This is a genomic window from Acinetobacter sp. 766875 (assembly GCF_000582055.1).
GTDB classification, from domain to species: Bacteria; Pseudomonadota; Gammaproteobacteria; order Pseudomonadales; family Moraxellaceae; genus Acinetobacter; species Acinetobacter nosocomialis.
Genome location: NZ_JEXX01000007.1, coordinates 171626 through 193031 on the forward strand (window position 1 = coordinate 171626; position 21406 = coordinate 193031).

Below are 21406 nucleotides of genomic sequence, written 5' to 3' on the forward strand. Positions count from 1 at the left end.
TGTAAAGACAGGTGCTACTATATTGGAGTTTTCAATATTTCGCACCTTTATTCACAAAAAATTTATGTATTTTATGCTGTTTTTTTCACCTTAAACCACGCAGCATACAATGCAGGCAGGAAAAATAATGTCAGCAAGGTGGCTACAATCAGCCCACCCATAATTGCAACGGCCATTGGACCGAAGAAAATACTTCGTGAAAGTGGGATCATTGCTAATACCGCTGCCAAGGCTGTCAGAATAATTGGACGGAAACGGCGTACGGTTGCGTCAATAATCGCTTCCCATGTTGGATGCCCTGCTTGCCGGTCTTGTTCAATCTGATCAATCAAAATGAGCGAGTTACGCATAATCATTCCGGATAAAGCAATGGTTCCCAGCATAGCCACAAAACCAAATGGCTTATTAAATAAAAGTAAGAACAGAACTACTCCTATTAAGCCTAATGGTGCAGTCAAAAATACAATAGTTGCTCTCGATAGACTCTTAAGCTGAATCATGAGTAATGTCATGACCACTGCCAAAAATAGTGGCATACCAGCATTGACCGAACTTTGTCCTCGTGCTGACTCTTCGACAGTTCCCCCCACTTCAATGAGGTAACCACTTGGTAACTCAGCACGTAACTTATCCATTGATTCGGCTAACTCGCCAACAACAGTCGCTGGCTGCAATTTGGTACGAATATCTGCACGTACGGTAATTGTTGGTAAGCGGTTACGATGCCAGATCAGGCCATCCTCAAACTTATATTCAATTTTCGCAATCTGGGCTAACGGTACTGTCGTTCCATTGGCTGTTGGGACCGCTAAACTTGCCAGTGAAGCGACTTCAACACGCTCAGCTTGATCACCACGTAAACGGATTTCAATGAGTTCACGCTTTTCACGATACTGTTCAATCGCACTACCTGTAATTGAAGCATTCAGGAAGTTTGCCAAATCCACACTTGAGACACCCATTTGTCGAGCACGATCTTGATCAATCTGAATCGCAATGATTTTGCTCGGCTCACCCCAGTCCAAATGTACATTGGTAGTATTTGGGTTTTCACCAATCACCTTCGCAACCTGCTGTGCTTCTTTACGTACCAGATTGAGATCTTCACCTGACACACGATACTGCAATGGATAACCTACAGGCGGACCATTTTCCAGTAATGACACACGGGTACGAACTTGTGGGAGCAACTGTTTAATTTGAGTTTCTAGCGAGCGACGAATTTCATCACGGTCATCAAGTGAGGTCGCTAAAACAACAAACTGTGCAAAGCTCGCTTGTGGTAATTGCTGGTCTAACGGTAAATAAAAACGTGGTGAGCCTGTACCCACATAGGCCACATAGTTATCAATACCTTTTTGTTTAGACAGGAACTGTTCAACCTTTTTCACCGCTTGTTCTGTAGCAGTTAAAGAAGCGCCTTCTTCAAGTTTTAGATCAACTAAAATTTCGGTACGGTTTGATGGCGGGAAAAACTGCTGAGGAACCATTTTAAACATCAGTACAGACAGCACGAAAATCCCGACCGTCGTTGCAATTACAGTCTTACGATAGGTCACACAAAACTCAACCATTTTCCTAAAACGTAAATAGAAACTAGATTGATAAGGATCGTAATGATGGTCCTGTGAAATCTCGATCGTTTGTGGTTGTGGTTTTTTCGTTAATCTTGCCCATAAACGAACATACCAAGGTGCTTGATGCCCAGTCTTGGTAAAATCAGGCAGTAGTTTTTCACCCAAATAAGGTACAAATAAAACTGCGGCAACCCAAGACACCAATAAGGCAATCGTCACCACCTGAAAGATTGAACGTGTATATTCACCCGTACTGGACTGTGCCGTAGCGATAGGTAAAAAACCTGCCGCGGTAATCAATGTTCCTGTCAGCATTGGAAAGGCCGTTGTTTTCCATGCAAATCCAGCAGCCTTAATTCGGCTATAGCCCTGTTCCATCTTAATTGCCATCATCTCGACTGCAATAATGGCGTCATCAACCAGTAGACCTAAAGCTAAAATCAGAGCACCGAGAGAAATTTTATGTAACCCGACATCGAATACATTCATGCCGGCAAAAGTCATTGCTAAAACTAAAGGAATGGAAAAAGCGACTACCAATCCGGTACGGAAACCTAAAGAGAAAAAGCTTACTAACAAGACAATAATGATTGCTTCAGCGAGTACTTTTACAAATTCATGAATACTACGTTGTACTGCTACAGGTTGATCAGATACCTTCTGTAGTTTCATGCCTAAAGGTAAGGTTTTTTGGAGCTGGGCAAATTCGGACTCTAGATTTTTGCCCAAGGCAATAATATCCCCGCCTTTACGCATAGACACGGCGAGACCAATACCATTTTCCCCCATAAAACGCATACGTGGCTGAGCCGGTTGACTAAAACCACGGTAGACATCAGCAACATCACCAAGCTGGATGGTTTTATTGCCGACTAATAAAGGAATTTTTTTAATTTCATCAACGCTGTTTAAATGCCCACTTACACGTATTTGAATACGGTCTGTACCGGTTTCAAAGAAACCTGCGCTTGCCATACTATTTTGCTTTTGTAAGGCTTCTTGAATTGCAGAAAGAGGAATACCGAGTTGGACTGCTTTTGTATTTGAAATCTCAATCCAGATTTTTTGATCTTGTAAGCCAATCAATTCAACTTTACTAACATCCTTGACTCTTTGTAGTTGTAATTGCAAACGATCTGCATATTCTTTGAGAAGTGCATAGTCAAAGTCTTTGCCTGTCAGTACATAAATATTACCGAAAGTATCCCCGAACTCATCATTGAAAAAAGGACCTTGTACACCACTTGGCAGTTCAGTACGAATGTCATTAACCTTTTTACGAACGTTGTACCAAACATCAGGAATTTGTGCAGAAGTGAGCGAGTCCTTAGCAACAAATGTAACCATCGACTCACCTGGACGGGAGTAGGCCATAATCTTTTCATACTGCCCAGTTGTCATCAGTTCCTTTTCAATACGATCAGTCACTAACGTTGAAACTTCTTTGGCAGTCGCTCCAGGCCAGAATGTTTTGACAACCATCACTTTAAAGGTAAATGGCGGATCTTCACTTTGAGATAATTTGGAATAGGAAATTGCACCGATAATGGCAAGCAACAACATAAAATAAAGGACGATACCTTTATTGTTCAGTGCCCATTCCGAGAGATTGAATTTCATGGCTTTGTTGCCCCCTGAATTTTCACCGCGCGGTTTTCACGGTCAATCGGATGGATCTTCTGCTTATCATGTAGTAAATGGACACCACCAATCACAACCCAATCATTTGGTGTTAACCCCGTTAATATAGGCACACTGTCTCGGCCATAAGCTCCCACGGTTACAGGTACTTTGCGTAAAGTTTGATTTGCATTTACGACCCATACATAGGGCTGATTATCTGTGGCAGAAACACTCGAAAGTGGCACACTCATCACATTGGTTTGAGTCGAGCTAAAAAATACCCGAGCACTTTGTCCAAGCTGAATAGCAGATTGGCCTTCTTTGAGTGCTACTTTGACTGTAAAAGTACGAGACTGGTCAGCCGCTGGAGAAACTTCACGTACATATCCGGCAAATTTTTCATTCGGTTTAGACCACAAGGTAATCCAAGCTGCTTGACCAACCTTGATCTCGGTAACTGCTTGTTCTGGTACGCCTATAACTACTTCACGTTCACCATCAATAGCCAATTGATAAGCTGCTTGTCCTGCTGAAACGACTTGTCCAATTTCAATATTACGCGCGGTAATCACTCCGTTTTTATTAGAAATAAGTTGGTTATAACCAGTTTGATTTGCAGAAACTTCATAGTTAGAGCGAGCTTGTTGTAACGCTGCTTGCGCTGCGTCGTATTGATTTTTTACCGTATCAAATTGTGAACGGCTAACTGCATTTACAGGTAATAATTGTTGGAAACGTTTAAGTTCATCTGATGCTGTTTTCGCTGCTGCCTGTGCATTTTGTAATTGAGCTTTGGCCGCATTTAATTGTAACTGTGCATCTGCTACATCGAGTTTCGCTAATACTTGACCAACTTTAACTCGGTCACCTACATCGACATAGCGAGCCGTAACTTGTCCACCTACTCGAAATGCCAAGGCCGTTTGTTGTCGAGCCTGTACATCTCCTGCATAGCTTTTTAATTCGTTTAGTGTGGTTGAAGGCTGCGTTACCATCACGTAGGGTATTTCTTCTGTTTTGGGCGCCTCTTTACTACACCCCATTAATGTGACCGTGCAAACAATCACCATACTCATGATGAGAGGTTTTAACAGATTCATATCTTATCGCTCTTATTCAAACTGATTTTTTAAGGCACAATATGCTTGCATCATAGTTTGTTTGTTTTTTAATTAATATACCCATGGGTACATTAATTAAAAAAAACTTATAAATATTTATTTTTTTAATCTTTTATTAGAGGGTTTTGTGCAAACAGTTAATCAAAGTGGTCGCCCCAAAGATCTAGAAAAGCGTGCTCGTATCCTACAAGCCGCTAAAGCTATTTTTTTAAAATCTGGTTATCACGGTACCAGCATGAACCAGATTGCGCAGGAAGCAGGCGTTACCAAACTTACGGTTTATAACCACTTTCAAGATAAAGCCAATCTATTTATCTGTGCGATTACAGAAACATGTGAAGAGACACTCGGCACTAAACAATTTGAATTAGATGCATCCGTAGACTTTTATCAAGCACTGTTTATTGTGTGTTCACGCGCCTTACAATTTATTTATTCACCTGAGGCACTAAAACTTGAACATGTATTATTTGAACTCGCAGCGGAACAAAGCCCATTAGCTGAACAATTTTTTACGGCATCTCATACTCGACTGCAAAATGAGTTAGCTGCGTTCTTCCAAAAGGCAGCCGAATTAGGCTTTATTCACTCCGATGATCCGATTTATCAAACAGAACTTCTTTTAACTTTATTGCTTGGTGTACGCCACCATAAGGTTTTACTTGGAATTATTACTGTACCCAATGCTCAAGAACTAAATCAGATTATTCGAGATGCTCTTGACTTATTTTTCCTCAAATATCGGAATTAAACCAAAGTCCGATTGCCAAAATTTGCATCAGGTGCATGCCATCTTTTGAAGCGTTATAAGTGATTTAAATGTTATTTTTTAAGCAAAAATTCACATTTTCTTACGCTCAAAGCTTGGAATGTTCGTTAATCGCGCTATATTCGATAAGAATAAGAACAGGAGAAAATAGCATGGTTCAGCAAATCGATGCACCACTGCGTGAGGATGTCCGCTTACTTGGCAATTTGTTAGGTGAAACCCTAAAACAACATGCAGGACAAGAACTGTTTAATCAGATCGAGCAAATCCGTGCTCTTGCCAAAGGTGCACGTGATGGTCAAGCTGAAGCCGAAAAGCAATTAGAACAATTATTTTTAGAACTGCCCGATGAAGAGCTATTACCTCTTACCCGCGCTTTCTCTCATTTTCTGAATTTTGCCAATATTGCCGAGCAATATCATGTGGTACGTAGCCGCAGACAGGCAGAGTTTGATTCGGAGGCTAATTCTCCAAATCCACTTGTTCACTTATTTCAAAAGTTTAAAGATAAAAGTATTTCGACAGAAAAACTATTCCAGCAAATTTGTGATCTTAAGATCGAATTGGTACTTACAGCACACCCAACCGAAGTAAGCCGTCGTACCCTCATTCAAAAATATGACGATATTAATGCTTGTCTTTCACAACTCGATCAGCAAAAACTTACTCCACGCGAACGTCAAAATGCTCTTGCCAACTTAAAACAACAAATTAGTTCAGCTTGGCAGACAGATGAAATCAGACAGCACCGCCCGACTCCTGTCGATGAAGCAAAATGGGGCTTTGCAACCATTGAGCAAACGCTTTGGAACGCCGTACCTAAGTTTATTCGTGAATTAAATGAGTTAGTTCAAGACAATTGCCAACAAAACTTACCACTCAATATTGCACCAGTCCGCTTCGCATCTTGGATGGGCGGCGACCGTGATGGTAACCCGAACGTTACTCATCAAATTACCCAAGAAGTTTTATGGTTATCACGTTGGCAAGCTGCCGACCTTTACCTAAGAGATATTGAAAACTTACGTTGGGAACTATCAATTCAGGCTTGTTCTGAAGAGATGATTCAAGCGATTGGTAGTCCTCATCCAGAGCCTTATCGTGAGTATTTACGTGCAACACGAGAGCGTTTAAAAGCAACTCGTCATTGGTTAGCTCAGCGTCTACAAGGCTTAGAAGCAGATGACAGCAATGTCATTAAAAGTAAAGATGAGCTATTACAACCATTATTGCTGTGCTATCGCTCTTTAATTGATAGTAATCTGCCTGAAATCGCAAATGGTCAACTTCTCGACTTTATCTACCGTGTGAACTGTTTTGGTATTGAACTACTTAAACTTGATATTCGCCAAGAATCAGGCCGTCATCGCCAAGCCATTTCAGCCATTACCGAATACTTAGGTTTGGGTAATTTTGAGTCATGGACTGAACAAGCCCGTCAAAACTTCCTGATTCAGGAACTCCAAAGCAAACGTCCGTTGCTACCGAAATATATTAATGAACCGGAAGGGAGTTTAATTGGCCACCCAGATGTCCAAGAAGTATTTGCAACTATGCGTACTTTGGCTGATCAACCGCCTGAGTCGTTAGGGGCTTATATTATTTCGATGGCTGAATATCCAAGTGATGTTTTAGCTGTATTGTTATTGCAAAAAGAAGCAGGTATTCAGCACCCTTTACGTGTGGTGCCTCTATTTGAAACTTTAAAAGATTTAGATGGCGCTGCAACTACCATGAATACGCTGTTCAATATGCATTGGTATAAGCAGCACATTCAGGGCAAACACGAAGTTATGATCGGCTACTCGGACTCAGCAAAAGATGCTGGCTTCATGTCTGCTAACTGGGCCCAATACCGTGCTCAAGAAGAGCTGACTGCAATTGCTCGTAAACACGGCGTACAGTTGACTCTGTTCCACGGTCGTGGCGGCTCAATTAGCCGTGGTGGTGCTCCAACCCAACAGGCACTATTCTCACAGCCGCCAGGTTCAATTTCTGGCGCAATTCGTGTGACAGAACAAGGTGAAATGATCCGCTTCAAATTCGGTCTAGAAGGTATTGCGATGCAAAACCTTGAAATCTATACCGCAGCAACACTTGAAGCGACATTGTTGCCACCACCAGAGCCTAAAGCCGAATGGCGTGAACTCATGAACCGTATGACAGATCATTCTGTGAAGGTTTATCGCCAAACAGTGCGTGAAAACCCACATTTTGTGAAGTATTTACGGACTGTCACGCCTGAGCTTGAGTTACAAATGTTGCCACTAGGCTCGCGTCCGGCAAAACGTAAAGTGAGTGGTGGCATCGAGTCTTTACGTGCCATCCCATGGGTATTCGCATGGACTCAAATCCGTTTGATGTTACCAGCATGGTTAGGTACAGGCGCTGCCATTAATGAAGTAATTGCCGATCAGCAAAAAGCAACACTTGATGAAATGCTCCAGCAATGGCCTTATTTCCAAACGCTCATTGATATGTTGGAAATGGTATTGTCTAAAGCCGATGCCAACATTGCACTCTACTACGAGTCTCATTTAACTGAAGATGAAGATTTAAAAGTGCTCGGTAACCAATTACGTCAGCGCTTAAAAGATGCTGTTGAAACGTTACTTAAATTGAAAGATGAATCAAAGCTTCTTAGCAATAACGAGGTTCTGGATCAATCTATGCAGGTCCGTAAACCATATTTACTTCCTTTGCATCTTTTACAAGCTGAACTCATGAAACGCCGCCGTGATTATCTCGCGGAGCGTCAGGCAGAACATACCCCTGTTGACCATGCACTGATGGTGAGTATTGCAGGTATTGCTGCTGGTTTACGTAATACGGGCTAAGCTGTTTTTACCAATTGTTTGACAAGGCAGTACATCGGTGATGTGCTGCTTTTTACTTGCAAAGTTCCCCATTTTTTATAAATTTTCCACGATTTTTTATTTTTTTAAATATTTTTTAAAAATCATAAAATTAATTTTTATAATAAAAAAATAACTAATTCCTTATATTTAGAATTCTTTAAATTATACCAATCGTTAAAAAAATAATTACTTTTCACTCACATACTGCTCTCTAGAGATTAAATGCATTCCCAAGAAAGAGTATCATTGCACCAATTAAAGAATAACGAGCTCATTTTATGTCCAACTGGTTTCCAAAATGGCAGCCTTACCAAGGTGATGTTGACCATCGACCGGTCTCTACCAATGAATATCTCCCCCCAGTTCAAAGTGCCATTTTAGGCATCCAACATGCATTTGCCATGTTCGGAGCCACCGTTTTAGCACCATTACTCATGGGCTTTAATCCTAACCTTGCTATTTTAATGTCTGGTATCTGTACCATCCTGTTCTTCTTAATTACAGGTGGACGTGTTCCAAGTTATTTAGGATCAAGTTTTGCCTTTATTGGTGTTGTTGCAGCAGCTACGGGACATATCACAGGTTCAGGGGCCAATCCAAATCTTTCAATTGCGTTAGGCGGAATCGTAGCCTGCGGTATCTTTTACGCACTCATCGGTTTTATTGTGATGCTTACTGGTACACGCTGGATTGAAAAACTTATGCCACCTGTGGTGACTGGCGCAATCGTGATGATTATTGGTCTAAACCTTGCGCCTGTCACCATTAAAGGTGTTGCAGGCCAACCCTTTGAAATGTGGATGGCTTTAATTACCGTACTTTGTATGGGCAGTATTGCGGTCTTTACGCGTGGTTTATTACAACGTTTACTTCTATTAGTTGGTTTGATTTTGGCTTATGCAATTTATGCCATTACGACTAATGGGTTAGGTTTAGGTAAACCAATCGATTTTAGCCAGATCTCACAAGCTTCGTGGTTCGGTATTCCAAGCTTTTCACATCCTAATTTTGATACCAAGGCTATTTTAATTATTGCACCAGTTGCACTGATTTTAGTGGCAGAAAACTTAGGCCATATCAAAGCAGTAGGCGCTATGACAGGTGAAAACCTGACGCCACAATTAGGCAAAGCATTTGTTGCAGATGGTTTAGCGACTACACTTTCTGGTAGTGTTGGCGCACCTGGCATGACCACTTACGGTGAAAACATTGGTGTGATGGCGGTTACTCGTGTGTACTCAACGATTGTATTTGTGATTGCAGGTATCTTCGCTATTTTCTTAGGGCTATCCCCAAAATTTGGTGCTGTCATTAGCACTATTCCAAGTGCAGTCCTCACAGGTGCATCTATTGTGGTATTTGGTTTAATTACTATTGCTGGTGCAAAAATCTGGATCGAAAACAAAGTTGATTTTTCTAACAATAAAAACCTGATTGTTGCTTCAGTAACAATTATTTTAGGTGCTGGTAACTTTGAATTATTGTTCGGTAATTTCAATTTAGGTGGTATCGGTACCGCAACTTTTGCAGCCATTATTTTAAACTGGTTGTTTAGTTTAAAAGATAAAACTTAAATTCAAAAAGGCAGCGTAAGCTGCCTTTTTTCATTCCGATTTAGTATGATGAATTTTTGCGTTTCAATACGTTCCTATCATGCGTTTTGATTTTTTTGATTTACAGCTGGTCCTTCATATTGTCTCGACTGGTAGCCTAACCAAAGGTGCTGACCGCTCTGCTATTTCTCTTCAAGCAGCGAGTGAGCGTATAAAAAAACTCGAACAGTATTTTGAAACACCCTTATTTATTCGCCAAACCACAGGCGTAGAACTCACCACAGCTGGACATGCATTTGTAGAGCATGCTCGTCAGCTTTTAGCTCAAAAAGATCAACTCGAACAAGAAATGCAGCGCTTTAAGTCCTCTACAACTCAAGCTTTAACACTTTGGTGTAACTCTTCTGCTCAAAGCGAATATTTGCCTCCGTTATTACCACAATACTTAGTGCTTCATCCTGAAATGAATATCGATTTGCACGAAGCAGAAAGTTCGGAAATTGTAGATGCATTAACCCAAGGAATTGCGAGCCTTGGTTTGGTCTCAAGCTTTTTTGATACTCGACATTTGCAAACGAAAGAATTTGCGAGTGATCCTTTAGTTTTGATTTGTCCTGCTACACATGAGTTAGCTCAATATCAAAAGCTAAATTTGGTAGAGGCTTTAAGCTATGGTTTTATTGGCCTTAAAGCCCACCACTCTTTGCAACAGTCCATTGAAACTCAAGCGAAATTATTAGGCTTTAACATACAGTACCGTTTGCGCTTACCTAACTTTAGCGCAATTGCTGAAGTCGTTGCCAAAGGCGTGGGTATTGCGATTATGCCTGCCCGTGCGGCGCAGCGCCTGCTATCGGACTATGATTTTCATTCCATCCAATTACTCGGCGCATGGGCAAACCGAAAACTACTTTTGGCAACACAAAATTTCAGTCAGCTGTCTAGTAGTTATAAGCAATTTGCAGATTTTCTATTAGAACATCGCCCTTAGAAATTTGGCTTAGTGCGAAATCATATAAAGCCCTAATGATACTAAACCTATAAAAAAGATACGGCGAAATAACTGCTCATTGAGTCGATAACGAATTTTTTTACCGATCCACATTCCAACGAGTGCCGCCAACAAAGCAGCAAAAGATAAACGATAGTCCAGTGTTACTCCCGACATCGGGTTATGGTGTAAAAAGACTGCAAGACAAATGGTAGAGACGGTAAACGTTAATCCCAAAGCCTGAACTAGCTCGTCACGTTTTAAATGTAAAGACTGTAAATATGGCACGATAGGAATAATAATGACGCCTGTGGCTACGGTGACTGCCCCACCAATATATCCAATAATCGGCGATAACCAGCGCTCATATTTCCCTAAGTTTGGAAGTTTCTTAACGCATAATCCATAAAGCCCATATAAGGCCAACATACTTCCTAATAAAACCTCACTACTATGCCCATGGCTTTGACTTAAAGTCGGTAAAAAGCTCCATATTGAACCGACCACAATACCTACGAGCAAAGTCCAGAAACGGCGAATAAAAGTCCAAACATGCCCCTCTGCAAAAAGCTGCCAGACATTAGTTACCATTGAAGGAACAATGAGTAGGGATGCTGCCTGAAAAGGGCTCATTGCGATGGTGAGTAAACCCATTGATACTGCGGGCAAACCTAGGCCAATCATGCCTTTGATCATGCCAGCAAAGACAAATACCATCATAATAATAGCTAGAAATGTCACTGTTTATCTCCGATTCCCTACATGGTTATGCTACGGAAAAAACAGGTTTTGCCCTATTCTTGTTTTTTGGAGTAGGCCTCAATTAGAAGTTGAGGCTGTTTTATATTTTTCTTCTAAAACATTGCTAAAAATGCTTTCAATCATCCAAACCCGATACAAGCTATTAAATACATAACTTTGCCCATCAATACGCAACTCTAAAACTGGTAAATCAGGCTGATGTTTATTCTTGCAAAGCGCATCATTTTGCTCCAAAACAGACGGTACATCCTGTTCGGTTAAATGCTCAATGCCAAGTTGTTGCTGTAACTGTTGGAAATGCTTCTGGAAAGAGGGATCTTTTCCTTTCGTCCAAACGGCCTGCAAAATAGTAAAAATTGTATCAAGTTGCTGATTTTCCGGCACACTATAGAAAAGTTTCGCCATCTCAAGTGTACTTTCTTCTGTAGGGCGGCAAAAAGGTGTAAAAGCAACCTCTGTACGTTTAGAAACTCGCGTTGCCAAGCTCCAGTCAAACCAGTCTCGGCCTCGATAACTCAGCGGATAAACTTTTAGCTGAATATCATAATAGTCTGCGAGCTCTTCTTTAATATAAGCAAGCAGCAACCAGCTCATCGGGTCTTCTAAAGCGATAAATACATCAAGCTCAGGATGAAGAGCCTGAATTTCATTGAGTGCTTCAGCATCATTAATCAAATGTTCACGCCATTCGATATGATTAATTAAAAAAATTGGAATACCTGTCAGTAACTTTTGTTGTTTTAAACGACGAGTTAGACGTAATAAATCATCCACTGCGTGATATTTACGTCCACCAAATTCAAAGTACGCTGCCTGTACAGGTTCATCTGTAAAAATACGTTCTGGAAAATGCTGTGGTATCTGATGCTTCACCGCCATGGCATGTAAAGTACGTAACTTTCCATATTGCTGTTGCCAAAGCATGTGAAAGATATCTTCAAGTAAATGGAAGAAGTTCTGACCTTGTAATGGGGTTCTTTTTAGTATGACAGCGGCTTGTTTTAAAGCTTCTTGGCTTGGGATTTCTGGGAACTCATCAAAAGCAAAACGATGCTGATTTGCTAAAATCTTGGCATCATTTAAACAATAATGCTGCCACTCCTCTTGCGTCATGCTGTTCGGAGGTTCAGAAGATGTATGAGAAATAATAATTTTTAAAGGTTTAAGCTCATCACTTAAAATTTCATCTAGCTGAGACAATTGCTGAACAGCCAGATAGCTATACACATCATCAAGTCGTAAATAAATACTTAAACCATTTTCCGTGGGTAACACCGCTTGACGAGAAGGCTTTTGGTAAAACCAGCTCGATCGGATAGGGTCAAACCAACGGCGTAGCAATGACATGAGTAGTGCCTCTAAAAATAAATCCTAAGCGAGATCAAAAGTTATTTTTGATCATAGTGCAAGGTGAAACAGTAGTCGAGATGGAAAAATGACTACCTAAGTTCGCGCAGAAAATATGTCATGTTATTTCGCGAGTTTCTGCGTAGGTGAAGATTTTATCACCATTTTATGGGAAACCCATAGAATGATCTGAAAACACCTTTTCCTACAAGCGGATTTTTTTTACCAGACATAAAAAATGCACCCTTAACATGATATCAATTCATCGTGTTAATGGGTGCATGTTTCCTATTCAATTATTAAAATTGAATATTTTATAGAACGCGTACAGCTCCTTTTGCCGCACTTGTAGTATGCATTGCATAAACTTTTAACGCTTTTGATACTTTACGTTTACGTTCATCTTTCGGATGCCAGCCTTTCGCTTCTTGAACTGTACGACGGTGCGCCATAGTCGCATCATCAATATTCAAATGAATCGTACGGTTTGGAATATCAATTTCGATGGTATCGCCATCTTCAACTAAACCAATTGCACCGCCTTCAGCAGCTTCTGGCGAAACGTGACCAATTGAAAGACCTGATGAACCACCAGAGAAACGACCATCTGTAACCAAGGCACAGTCTTTTCCTAAACCTTTAGATTTAAGATAGCTGGTTGGGTAAAGCATTTCTTGCATGCCCGGACCACCACGTGGACCTTCGTAGCGAATAACAACAACATCGCCAGCTTTAATCTCATTACCTAAAATTGCTTCTACAGCTGCATCTTGGCTCTCAAAAACGCGTGCTGTACCAGTGAATTTTAAAATAGATTCATCTACACCCGCAGTTTTTACGATACAACCATCAAGTGCGATGTTGCCGTATAAAACAGCTAAACCACCATCTTTAGAAAATGCATGTTCTGCATTACGAATTACGCCCTTTTCACGGTCGCCATCTAAAGTTGAGTAGTAACGGTTTTGTGAGAATGCAACTTGAGTCGGAACACCACCCGGAGATGAACGATAGAACTCATAAACCTCTGCATTTTCAGTACGGATAATATCCCACTTATCTAAAGCATCTTTTAAAGTTTTTTCATGTACTGTCGGTACAGATACATCAAGTAGATTCGCACGATCAAGCTCGCCTAAAATGGCCATGATACCGCCTGCACGATGTACATCTTCCATATGTACGTCTTGTTTTGCTGGTGCTACTTTTGAAAGCACTGGTACTCGACGTGACAACTCATCAATGTCGTCCATCGTAAAGTCAACTTCAGCTTCATTTGCCGCAGCTAACAAGTGGAGAACTGTATTGGTTGAACCGCCCATTGCAATATCAAGTGTCATCGCATTTTTAAAGGCAGCTTTAGTGGCAATTGAACGAGGCAAAATACTTGCATCATTTTGCTCATAGTAGCGCTTAGCCAATTCAACAATAAGCTGACCTGCTTTTAAGAATAATTTTTTACGGTTTGCATGCGTTGCAACGATAGAACCATTGCCCGGTAACGATAAACCTAGCGCTTCTGTTAAACAGTTCATTGAGTTCGCAGTGAACATACCTGAACATGAACCACAGGTTGGACATGCTGAACGTTCAAATTCTGCAACTTCTTCGTCTGTGTAGCTGTCATCAGCTGCAACAACCATAGCATCTACAAGGTCAATGGCCTTTTCATCACCACGGAATTTAACCTTACCTGCTTCCATTGGTCCGCCAGACACAAACACCACAGGAATATTTAGACGCATAGCGGCCATCAACATTCCCGGAGTAATTTTGTCACAGTTCGAAATACATACCATCGCATCGGCGCAATGAGCATTCACCATATATTCAACTGAATCCGCAATTAAATCACGTGATGGTAATGAATAAAGCATGCCGTCATGCCCCATCGCGATACCATCATCCACCGCAATTGTATTGAACTCTTTAGCAACACCACCTGCTGCCTGAATTTCTGCTGCGACAAGCTGCCCTAAATCTTTTAGATGGACATGGCCCGGAACAAATTGAGTAAATGAATTGACCACAGCAATAATTGGTTTGCCGAAATCTTCATCTTTCATTCCTGTTGCACGCCATAAGCCACGTGCGCCAGCCATATTTCTTCCGTGTGTCGATGTTTTTGAACGATAGTCAGGCATTTGTATTTCCAACAAGTTGTGCTTGAGTGAAATGACTTCCACTCTGGCTGAATGATACTGATATAGCGTTAGATCAGTCGGAATATTGACTCATCATCATAATTTGATCATTCTCCATTCTATAGAAGCAAATAATATAGGGAAAGCCAAGAACGATAATACTCAGTCAATATTTAGCAAAACTTACATGAATAATTTTTTATTTTTTTATAACCTTTTTTTATCAATAAAATTTTTTCAATAATTTTTTGTTCACTATTTAAAAACTAAAATGCTCAATCGCCATGAGTTTAGGGCTTCAATCGTTTTTCACGTATACTACGTATAAACTCTTTTTGGATTGCATTTGTGAAAATTATTTTTGCTGGCACCCCCGAATTTGCTGCAACAGCATTGGCGGCTTTATTAAAAACTTCCCATGAAATTATCGCGGTTTATACTCAACCAGACCGTAAAGCAGGCCGTGGACAAAAACTAACACCGTCTCCTGTCAAACAGCTTGCACTGGAACATAATATTCCTGTTTATCAACCGCTTCACTTCAAAGCTTCAACTGAAGAAGGCTTGGCTGCTCAACAAGAACTGGCTGCTTTAGGCGCTGATGTCATGGTAGTTGCAGCATATGGTTTAATTCTTCCACAAGCTGTGCTCGATACACCTAAATATGGCTGTTTAAATATTCACGGCTCGCTATTACCACGTTGGCGTGGTGCAGCGCCAATTCAACGCGCGATTGCAACAGGTGATGAAGAAACCGGCATTACCATCATGCAAATGGCGGCAGGTTTAGATACAGGCGATATGATGTATAAAACCTATTGTCCGATCACTGCCGAAGATACTTCTGCGACTTTACATGACAAGTTAGCAGCACAAGGAGCAACAGCAATTTGTGCGGTACTCGAGTCAGAAGCAACACTACAAAAATATTTGGCAGAACGCGAAGTCCAAGACGAAAGCTTAACGGTCTATGCTCATAAACTCGTAAAGTCAGAAGCTCGTATTGATTGGTCTATGAATGCAGTTCAAGTAGATCGCAATATCCGTGCATTTAACCCTTGGCCAGTCGCTTTTGTTCAACTTGATGAAAATAATGCACTGCGTGTTTGGAATTCTCTAGTTTCTAGCCAAAGCAAAGCACATGCTCAAGCTGGTGAAATTATTGCAATTGATAAACAAGGCGTACATGTTGCTTGCGGTGAAAATACATTTATTTGTCTAACGAGCGTACAGTGGCCAGGTGGTAAAGCATTAAATGCTCAACAAATTGCACAAACTCAAAAACTTCATGTAGGACAGGTTCTGCCATGAGTCAGGTTACTTCAAACTCATCACGTTTTAACCTGCGCGCTCAAGTCGTCCAAACGTTACTCAAAGTTCAGCAGGGCCAATCATTGGCTAGTATTTTAAATACACAGCTGAATCAAGTCGCAGAGCGTGATCGTGCGTTATTTCATGAACTTGTTCTAGGTACTTTACGCCAATGGTTCGCACTTAAGTCAATTAGTCTGCCTTTGCTCAGCAAACCTTTAAACAATGAGACAGTAGAAACTTGTTTATACGTTGGTCTTTATCAAGTTTTATGCACGCGTATTGCAGCGCACGCTGCCATCTCAGAAACAGTAGATGCGACTAAACAACTTGGTTTCCCTGCACTCAGCGGTATTGTGAATGCAATTTTGCGCCGAGCAACTCGCGAAACTGAGGACTTTCAACAAGGTTTACAGCAAGCCCATGGCTTACCAAGTTGGCTTTTTAAGCGTTTAAAGAAGGATTGGGGAGAACAAACAGAAGCTCTCTGCCAATCGTTAAAGCAAGCCGCACCTTTAACTTTACGAGTAAACCAACGCCATATCGGTCGCGATGCTTATTTAGCAAAACTACAAAGTTTAGACATTCAGGCACGTGCGTGTACTCTATCTGACGCGGGTATTATTCTTGAACAATCTGTACAAATCACACAGTTACAGGGTTTTAAACAGGGCTGGTTTTCTGTACAAGATGAACATGCACAGCTATGTGCAACCTTATTGCCTGATTTAAACAATAAAACAGTTATTGATGCGTGTGCGGCTCCAGGTGGAAAAACGGCTCATTTGCTTGAAAAATTTAAACCAGCACAGTTAATCGCCATTGATCAGGATCCAAGTCGTTTAGTCCGTGTAACTGAAAACCTAAACCGACTAGCACTAGATCAAAGCCATACTGAAATTTTGGCAGCAGATGCAACCAAGTGGACTCCAGCCCAACCTGTAGATTGTATCGTGCTTGATGCACCTTGTTCTGCGACAGGTGTAATTCGACGCCATCCTGACATACGTCTATTGCGCCAATCTAGTGACATAGCCCAAACCATTGAGCTACAAAAGCAGATCTTAGAGCACATGTGGCAGCAACTTAAAGTTGGAGGCACCCTGCTTTACATCACCTGTTCAATTTTAAAAGCTGAAAATGAACAGCAGATGATTAGCTTCTTTGCAAAGCATACCGATGCAAAAGAAGTAAAAATTGAAGCAGATTGGGGAATTGAACAAGCTCATGGCAGACAACTGTTGCCAGAAGCACAATCTGGTGATGGATTTTATTATTGTAAAATTCAAAAAATTGCATAAAAAAAAGCAGGCTTAAAAGCCTGCTTTTTTACTAGATCAGTATTAAAGAGTGTGCTGGTCTTTGACTTCTTCTAAGACTTCATCTAACTCTTCAGGATGTTTTGATAAATGTAAGATGGATAAAGCTAGTCCACCCCATACAAATACCATTGAAATTATCATCATCACGATTGCCGAAGTATTCATTATTTTATCCTCCTAGCGATCTTTCATTTTACTTAACACGATAGCAACGACTGCACAGAAAATCACACTGCCCCAGCCAAATACACCTTGTAAGCTCATACTATAAGTATCATAGCCATTTTTGATCAAATTAAAAACAGTCATAGTGAGTGTTGTTAATAGGATAAAAGTAGTGATCACGGTTAAGGTGAAATCCCATCCCTTACCCAATTGAATGGTTGAGATACGATTGACATGATCACGAAGCTCTCTAAGAGCTGAGCGCTTAAACCAAGCTACGCTAATAATTGATATCAATGCTCCCCCAATAATGCCAATGTTATTGATAAAATGGTCGACAATATCAACGAGCTTAATTGCATTTACACTTGAGAATAAAATAATTGAGACTAGAGCACTACCGCCACCAATAATGGTAACCGCTTTCTTACGACTCCACTTCAACTTATCTTGCATCGCTGCAATAGGTACTTCCAAAATACTAACCATTGAAGAAATACCAGCTACAAATAATGAAGAGAAGAATAAAAGGCCGAATAGATCAGCACCAGAACCTAAACTTGAAATAATTTTAGGGAAGGCAATAAATGCGAGACCAATACCACCACTCACCACATCTTTAACTTCAGTACCTGCAGCATGTGCCATAAAGCCAAGCGCTGCAAAAATACCGATACCCGCTAAAATCTCTGTCGATGCATTCGCGAAACCAACGATAAGACCGGAGCCAGTTAAATTGGTTTTTGGTTTTAAGTAAGATGCATAGGTCACCATAATCCCGAAACCAACAGAGAGTGAGAAGAAAGTATGACCATAGGCTGCTAACCAAACTTTATAGTCCATCATGGCAGACCAGTTTGGAGTAAAGAAAGCATTTAAACCTTGTACTGCACCCGGTAAACGTAATGACTGAATCACTAAAATCGTAAATAAGATGAATAATAAAGGCATGAAAATCTTATTAGATAATTCAACACCTTTTTTCACTCCACCATATAAAATGATTAAAGTCAGTGCCCAAATTCCAACAATTGGCCAGAATAAATGGCCTACAAACTGCAAATCAAAGCCAGTCGCTTTTGTGGTTTGTAAATAGGTATTGAAGAAGAAGCCTTCCGGGTCACTTCCCCACATTTGGCCAATAGAAAAATAAATGTAGCTACCAGCCCAAGTCAGAACACTTGCGTAATACAAACCAATAATGATACAGACGCAAACCTGCCACCATCCTAGAGTTTCTCCGCCTTTAAACAAAGCTCTATACGCTTTAGGAGGCGATCCTGTACTACGATGGCCTACTGCATAATCTAAAAATAGTAATGGTAAACCTGCCGTAATAAGTGCAAGTAAGTAAGGAATAAGGAACGCACCACCACCATTTTCATAAGCAACGTAGGGGAAACGCCAAATATTACCTAAACCAACAGCCGAACCAACGGCTGCGATAATAAAACCAGATCGTGACGTCCAGTTTTCACGAGAATCTGTCATAGAACACCTAATGTTAAAAGATTACTTATTTTTACTGCTTTTGTTGATTGTTATTCCGCACGCAAAAAAAGAACCAAAGAATACTTTTGTGTTTGATAGAGAATAAAAGGCACCTTTTGAGTATTTTTATTTTCATTTCAAACAAGCAAAAATAGAAAATTCTTCCTTAAAGATTTTTGTCCATTTTTTGCCCCTATATAGTTGAACAATACCCGTTTTTATTTATTTTTACTGTAATTTCCGTCTGAAATTTTACGTTTTTTAGAGATTTTGATTTAGATTGGTTATTTTTTAGCTAATATTCATGTTCTAAAACATATTATTAGAGAATATAAGCAATGATATTTTCTACCATTTAAATTATTTTCTATTTCATAAAGTAGATATATCAACCAATTTTAGATGAGTAAAATCACAGAATCTTACCGACGTATTACACAAAATTTATACTAAAATTTTTCCTAACAAGCCCCACTTTAAATCTATATTTTAATAATAAAATCAAAAACATAAATTAATAAAAATAATTATAATTCTAAAAGTTTTATATTCACCATTTTTCATCAATGCATAACTTCTCAGATGTCTATATCATGCGCTCAAAGATTTCTTTTCTTAGGATATGATGATGAAGATATTAAAAATGTCTTTTTTGGCACTCGGGATGAGTCTTAGCGGATTTGCTCAAGCGGATTTTATAGGAGTTAAAGGGGACGTGGGCTATTGGTTTTACGATGGTAAAGCAAACATGTCTACACAATTGCCAGATGACCAAGACTTAGATCGAAAAGGCAGTGCACAACTTTCAGTAGCATTCGAGCACCCAATCCCATTTATTCCAAATGCAAAAATTCGTTACGTTAATCTAGAAACTCAAACTAAATCAGAGACCTTAGGTCAAGCTAACTATAAGATTAATTTAGATCATAGTGATTTTATTCTTTATTATGAATTACTAGATAATATTGTGAGTGTGGATGCGGGTCTGGGTGCAACCGTATTAAATGGTGATATCACCGCCTATACAGGTAAACGTGTAGATATTGATAAAACATATCCTATTGCTTATTTGTCGGGAGAAGTAAAACTTCCATTCACAGGTTTAAGTGCTAAAGGTGAAGCAACTTATACAAACTTTAATGATGCAAAAATCACAGATGCATTAGCAGAAGTAAAGTATAAATTTGTCGATAATTTAGTAGTCGATTTAGGCCTTAAAGCAGGCTATCGCGTACTTAATATTGACTTAGATGATTATGATAACAATGACCTTAAATTTGAGTTTAAAGGCCCTTATGTTGGCTTAGAAGCACATTTTTAGACTCAATGAGGGTGAGAGAAATATCCTTTCACCCTATTTTTTTATAATTAGAAATTACCGTCTCAATTCGACTTAAAATTTGTGGCCAACCTTTTCTCATACCCATAAAAGCTTGTTGTCCCACAGAAGAATTCTCATTAAATCGCGAATGTTTAAGCTGCAAAAGTGTGCCCTCTCCTTGAGGAATTAATTGCCATCTTAGAGTTGTATCAAGTACACCAATTGCAAAGTCATATTCAAATAAAATTTCTTTATCAGCTACCTTAACTAGGCAATGTTGTACTCCAAAACTACCCATATCTAAAGTAAATTGATGACCAGCTTTAGGCTGAATATCTCCTTTAACCCACCATTGTTGAATGAGTTCAGGTGTGGTCAATGCTTCCCATACTTTCTTAGGTGGATATGGAATATATTGAGATAACTCAATTGCCTTCATCATTTTGTATTTTTCCATATTTTATCGAATTTATATTATTCTTGAAGTAATCATCTGACAAATAAAAAAACACCCCGACCTCTTTTGAGATTGGGGTGTTTAGAATAATGAGCTGGCGATGACTTACTCTCACATGGGTAACCCCACACTACCATCAGCGCTAAGAGGTTTCACTTCTGAGTTCGGGAAGGGATCAGGTGGTTCACTCTTGCTATGGTCGCCAGCACAACTGTTTATGGATACTTGCTTTGGTCTTATTGACTGCCGAAGCGTTTTCCAAATCTTTACAGACTGGGCTGATTGAATCTGACTGTGTTCATTTTATCTAGTGTTATAACTAAATCAAGTTTGTTTGTAGATTTATGAATCGATTGATGCTTTATATACAACTGCTTGGGTGTTGTATAGTCAAGCCTCACGAGCAATTAGTATTGGTCAGCTTCACATATCACTATGCTTCCACATCCAACCTATCAACGTCCTAGTCTCGAACGGCTCTTTAGAGGAATAAATTCCTAGGGAAATCTTATCTTGAGGTAGGCTTCCCGCTTAGATGCTTTCAGCGGTTATCCCTTCCGAACATAGCTACCCGGCGATGCGACTGGCGTCACA

The 21406-nt window shown here is 40.1% G+C and carries 15 protein-coding genes and 2 rRNA genes; 7 read left to right on the forward strand and 10 right to left on the reverse strand.

Going from position 1 to position 21406, the window contains the following annotated elements:
• Positions 1-71 precede the first annotated feature (71 nt).
• The gene (locus J576_RS09010; protein WP_004711308.1) at positions 72-3197 is read right to left on the reverse strand and encodes an efflux RND transporter permease subunit; all 3126 of its coding nucleotides are present in this window, start codon (positions 3195-3197) and stop codon (positions 72-74) included.
• A complete protein-coding gene (locus J576_RS09015; RefSeq protein WP_025467998.1) occupies positions 3194-4300 on the reverse strand; it encodes an efflux RND transporter periplasmic adaptor subunit in 1107 nt (368 codons plus the stop codon). Before J576_RS09015 ends, J576_RS09010 begins: the two co-directional genes overlap by 4 nt.
• Positions 4301-4448: 148 nt before the next feature.
• Here J576_RS09015 and J576_RS09020 point away from each other — a divergent pair, with 148 nt between their 5' ends.
• The 4 genes from J576_RS09020 (at position 4449) to J576_RS09035 (ending at position 10492) form a co-directional block, all read left to right on the forward strand.
• Positions 4449-5072 carry a TetR/AcrR family transcriptional regulator gene (locus J576_RS09020; RefSeq protein ID WP_033855559.1) on the forward strand — a complete coding sequence of 208 codons (624 nt, stop codon included), beginning with the start codon at positions 4449-4451 and terminating at the stop codon, positions 5070-5072.
• 170 nt (positions 5073-5242) lie between these two features.
• A complete protein-coding gene (ppc, locus tag J576_RS09025; RefSeq protein WP_002054002.1) occupies positions 5243-7927 on the forward strand; it encodes a phosphoenolpyruvate carboxylase in 2685 nt (894 codons plus the stop codon).
• Between the two features lie 299 nt (positions 7928-8226).
• Positions 8227-9522: a solute carrier family 23 protein gene (locus tag J576_RS09030; protein ID WP_002054015.1), complete on the forward strand. Its 1296-nt coding sequence runs from the start codon at positions 8227-8229 to the stop codon at positions 9520-9522.
• 79 nt (positions 9523-9601) lie between these two features.
• On the forward strand, positions 9602-10492 hold the full coding sequence (locus J576_RS09035) for a LysR family transcriptional regulator (protein ID WP_002054046.1): 891 nt from the start codon (positions 9602-9604) through the stop codon (positions 10490-10492).
• 9 nt (positions 10493-10501) lie between these two features.
• Here the strand turns inward: J576_RS09035 and J576_RS09040 are convergent, their stop codons facing one another.
• From J576_RS09040 to ilvD, 3 genes are all read right to left on the reverse strand, one after another.
• Complete coding sequence (locus J576_RS09040; RefSeq protein WP_025467997.1) at positions 10502-11233, reverse strand: sulfite exporter TauE/SafE family protein; 732 nt, start codon at positions 11231-11233, stop codon at positions 10502-10504.
• Positions 11234-11311: 78 nt separating this feature from the next.
• A complete protein-coding gene (locus J576_RS09045) occupies positions 11312-12601 on the reverse strand; it encodes a hypothetical protein (protein WP_002053727.1) in 1290 nt (429 codons plus the stop codon).
• Between the two features lie 314 nt (positions 12602-12915).
• Positions 12916-14745 carry a dihydroxy-acid dehydratase gene (gene ilvD, locus J576_RS09050; RefSeq protein WP_002053969.1) on the reverse strand — a complete coding sequence of 610 codons (1830 nt, stop codon included), beginning with the start codon at positions 14743-14745 and terminating at the stop codon, positions 12916-12918.
• A 348-nt stretch (positions 14746-15093) separates the two neighbouring features.
• Here ilvD and fmt point away from each other — a divergent pair, with 348 nt between their 5' ends.
• The gene (gene fmt / locus J576_RS09055; protein WP_002054034.1) at positions 15094-16056 is read left to right on the forward strand and encodes a methionyl-tRNA formyltransferase; all 963 of its coding nucleotides are present in this window, start codon (positions 15094-15096) and stop codon (positions 16054-16056) included.
• A complete protein-coding gene (gene rsmB, locus J576_RS09060; protein ID WP_002053837.1) occupies positions 16053-17357 on the forward strand; it encodes a 16S rRNA (cytosine(967)-C(5))-methyltransferase RsmB in 1305 nt (434 codons plus the stop codon). Before fmt ends, rsmB begins: the two co-directional genes overlap by 4 nt.
• A gap of 42 nt (positions 17358-17399) precedes the next feature.
• Here the strand turns inward: rsmB and J576_RS09065 are convergent, their stop codons facing one another.
• Together J576_RS09065 and J576_RS09070 are read right to left on the reverse strand one after the other, a co-directional pair.
• On the reverse strand, positions 17400-17543 hold the full coding sequence (locus J576_RS09065; protein ID WP_004704675.1) for a methionine/alanine import family NSS transporter small subunit: 144 nt from the start codon (positions 17541-17543) through the stop codon (positions 17400-17402).
• A gap of 12 nt (positions 17544-17555) precedes the next feature.
• The gene (locus J576_RS09070; RefSeq protein ID WP_002053942.1) at positions 17556-19034 is read right to left on the reverse strand and encodes a sodium-dependent transporter; all 1479 of its coding nucleotides are present in this window, start codon (positions 19032-19034) and stop codon (positions 17556-17558) included.
• A 628-nt stretch (positions 19035-19662) separates the two neighbouring features.
• Between J576_RS09070 and J576_RS09075 the strand changes: the two genes are divergently transcribed.
• Positions 19663-20355, forward strand: a complete 693-nt coding sequence (locus tag J576_RS09075) for a TIGR04219 family outer membrane beta-barrel protein (RefSeq protein WP_002053937.1) — start codon at positions 19663-19665, stop codon at positions 20353-20355.
• 28 nt (positions 20356-20383) lie between these two features.
• Here the strand turns inward: J576_RS09075 and J576_RS09080 are convergent, their stop codons facing one another.
• The 3 genes from J576_RS09080 to J576_RS09090 form a co-directional block, all read right to left on the reverse strand.
• Positions 20384-20797, reverse strand: a complete 414-nt coding sequence (locus J576_RS09080; protein ID WP_002053775.1) for an SRPBCC family protein — start codon at positions 20795-20797, stop codon at positions 20384-20386.
• A 107-nt stretch (positions 20798-20904) separates the two neighbouring features.
• Positions 20905-21019 (reverse strand): 5S ribosomal RNA (gene rrf / locus J576_RS09085).
• Positions 21020-21198: 179 nt separating this feature from the next.
• Positions 21199-21406 (reverse strand): 23S ribosomal RNA (locus J576_RS09090); the annotation flags it as partial.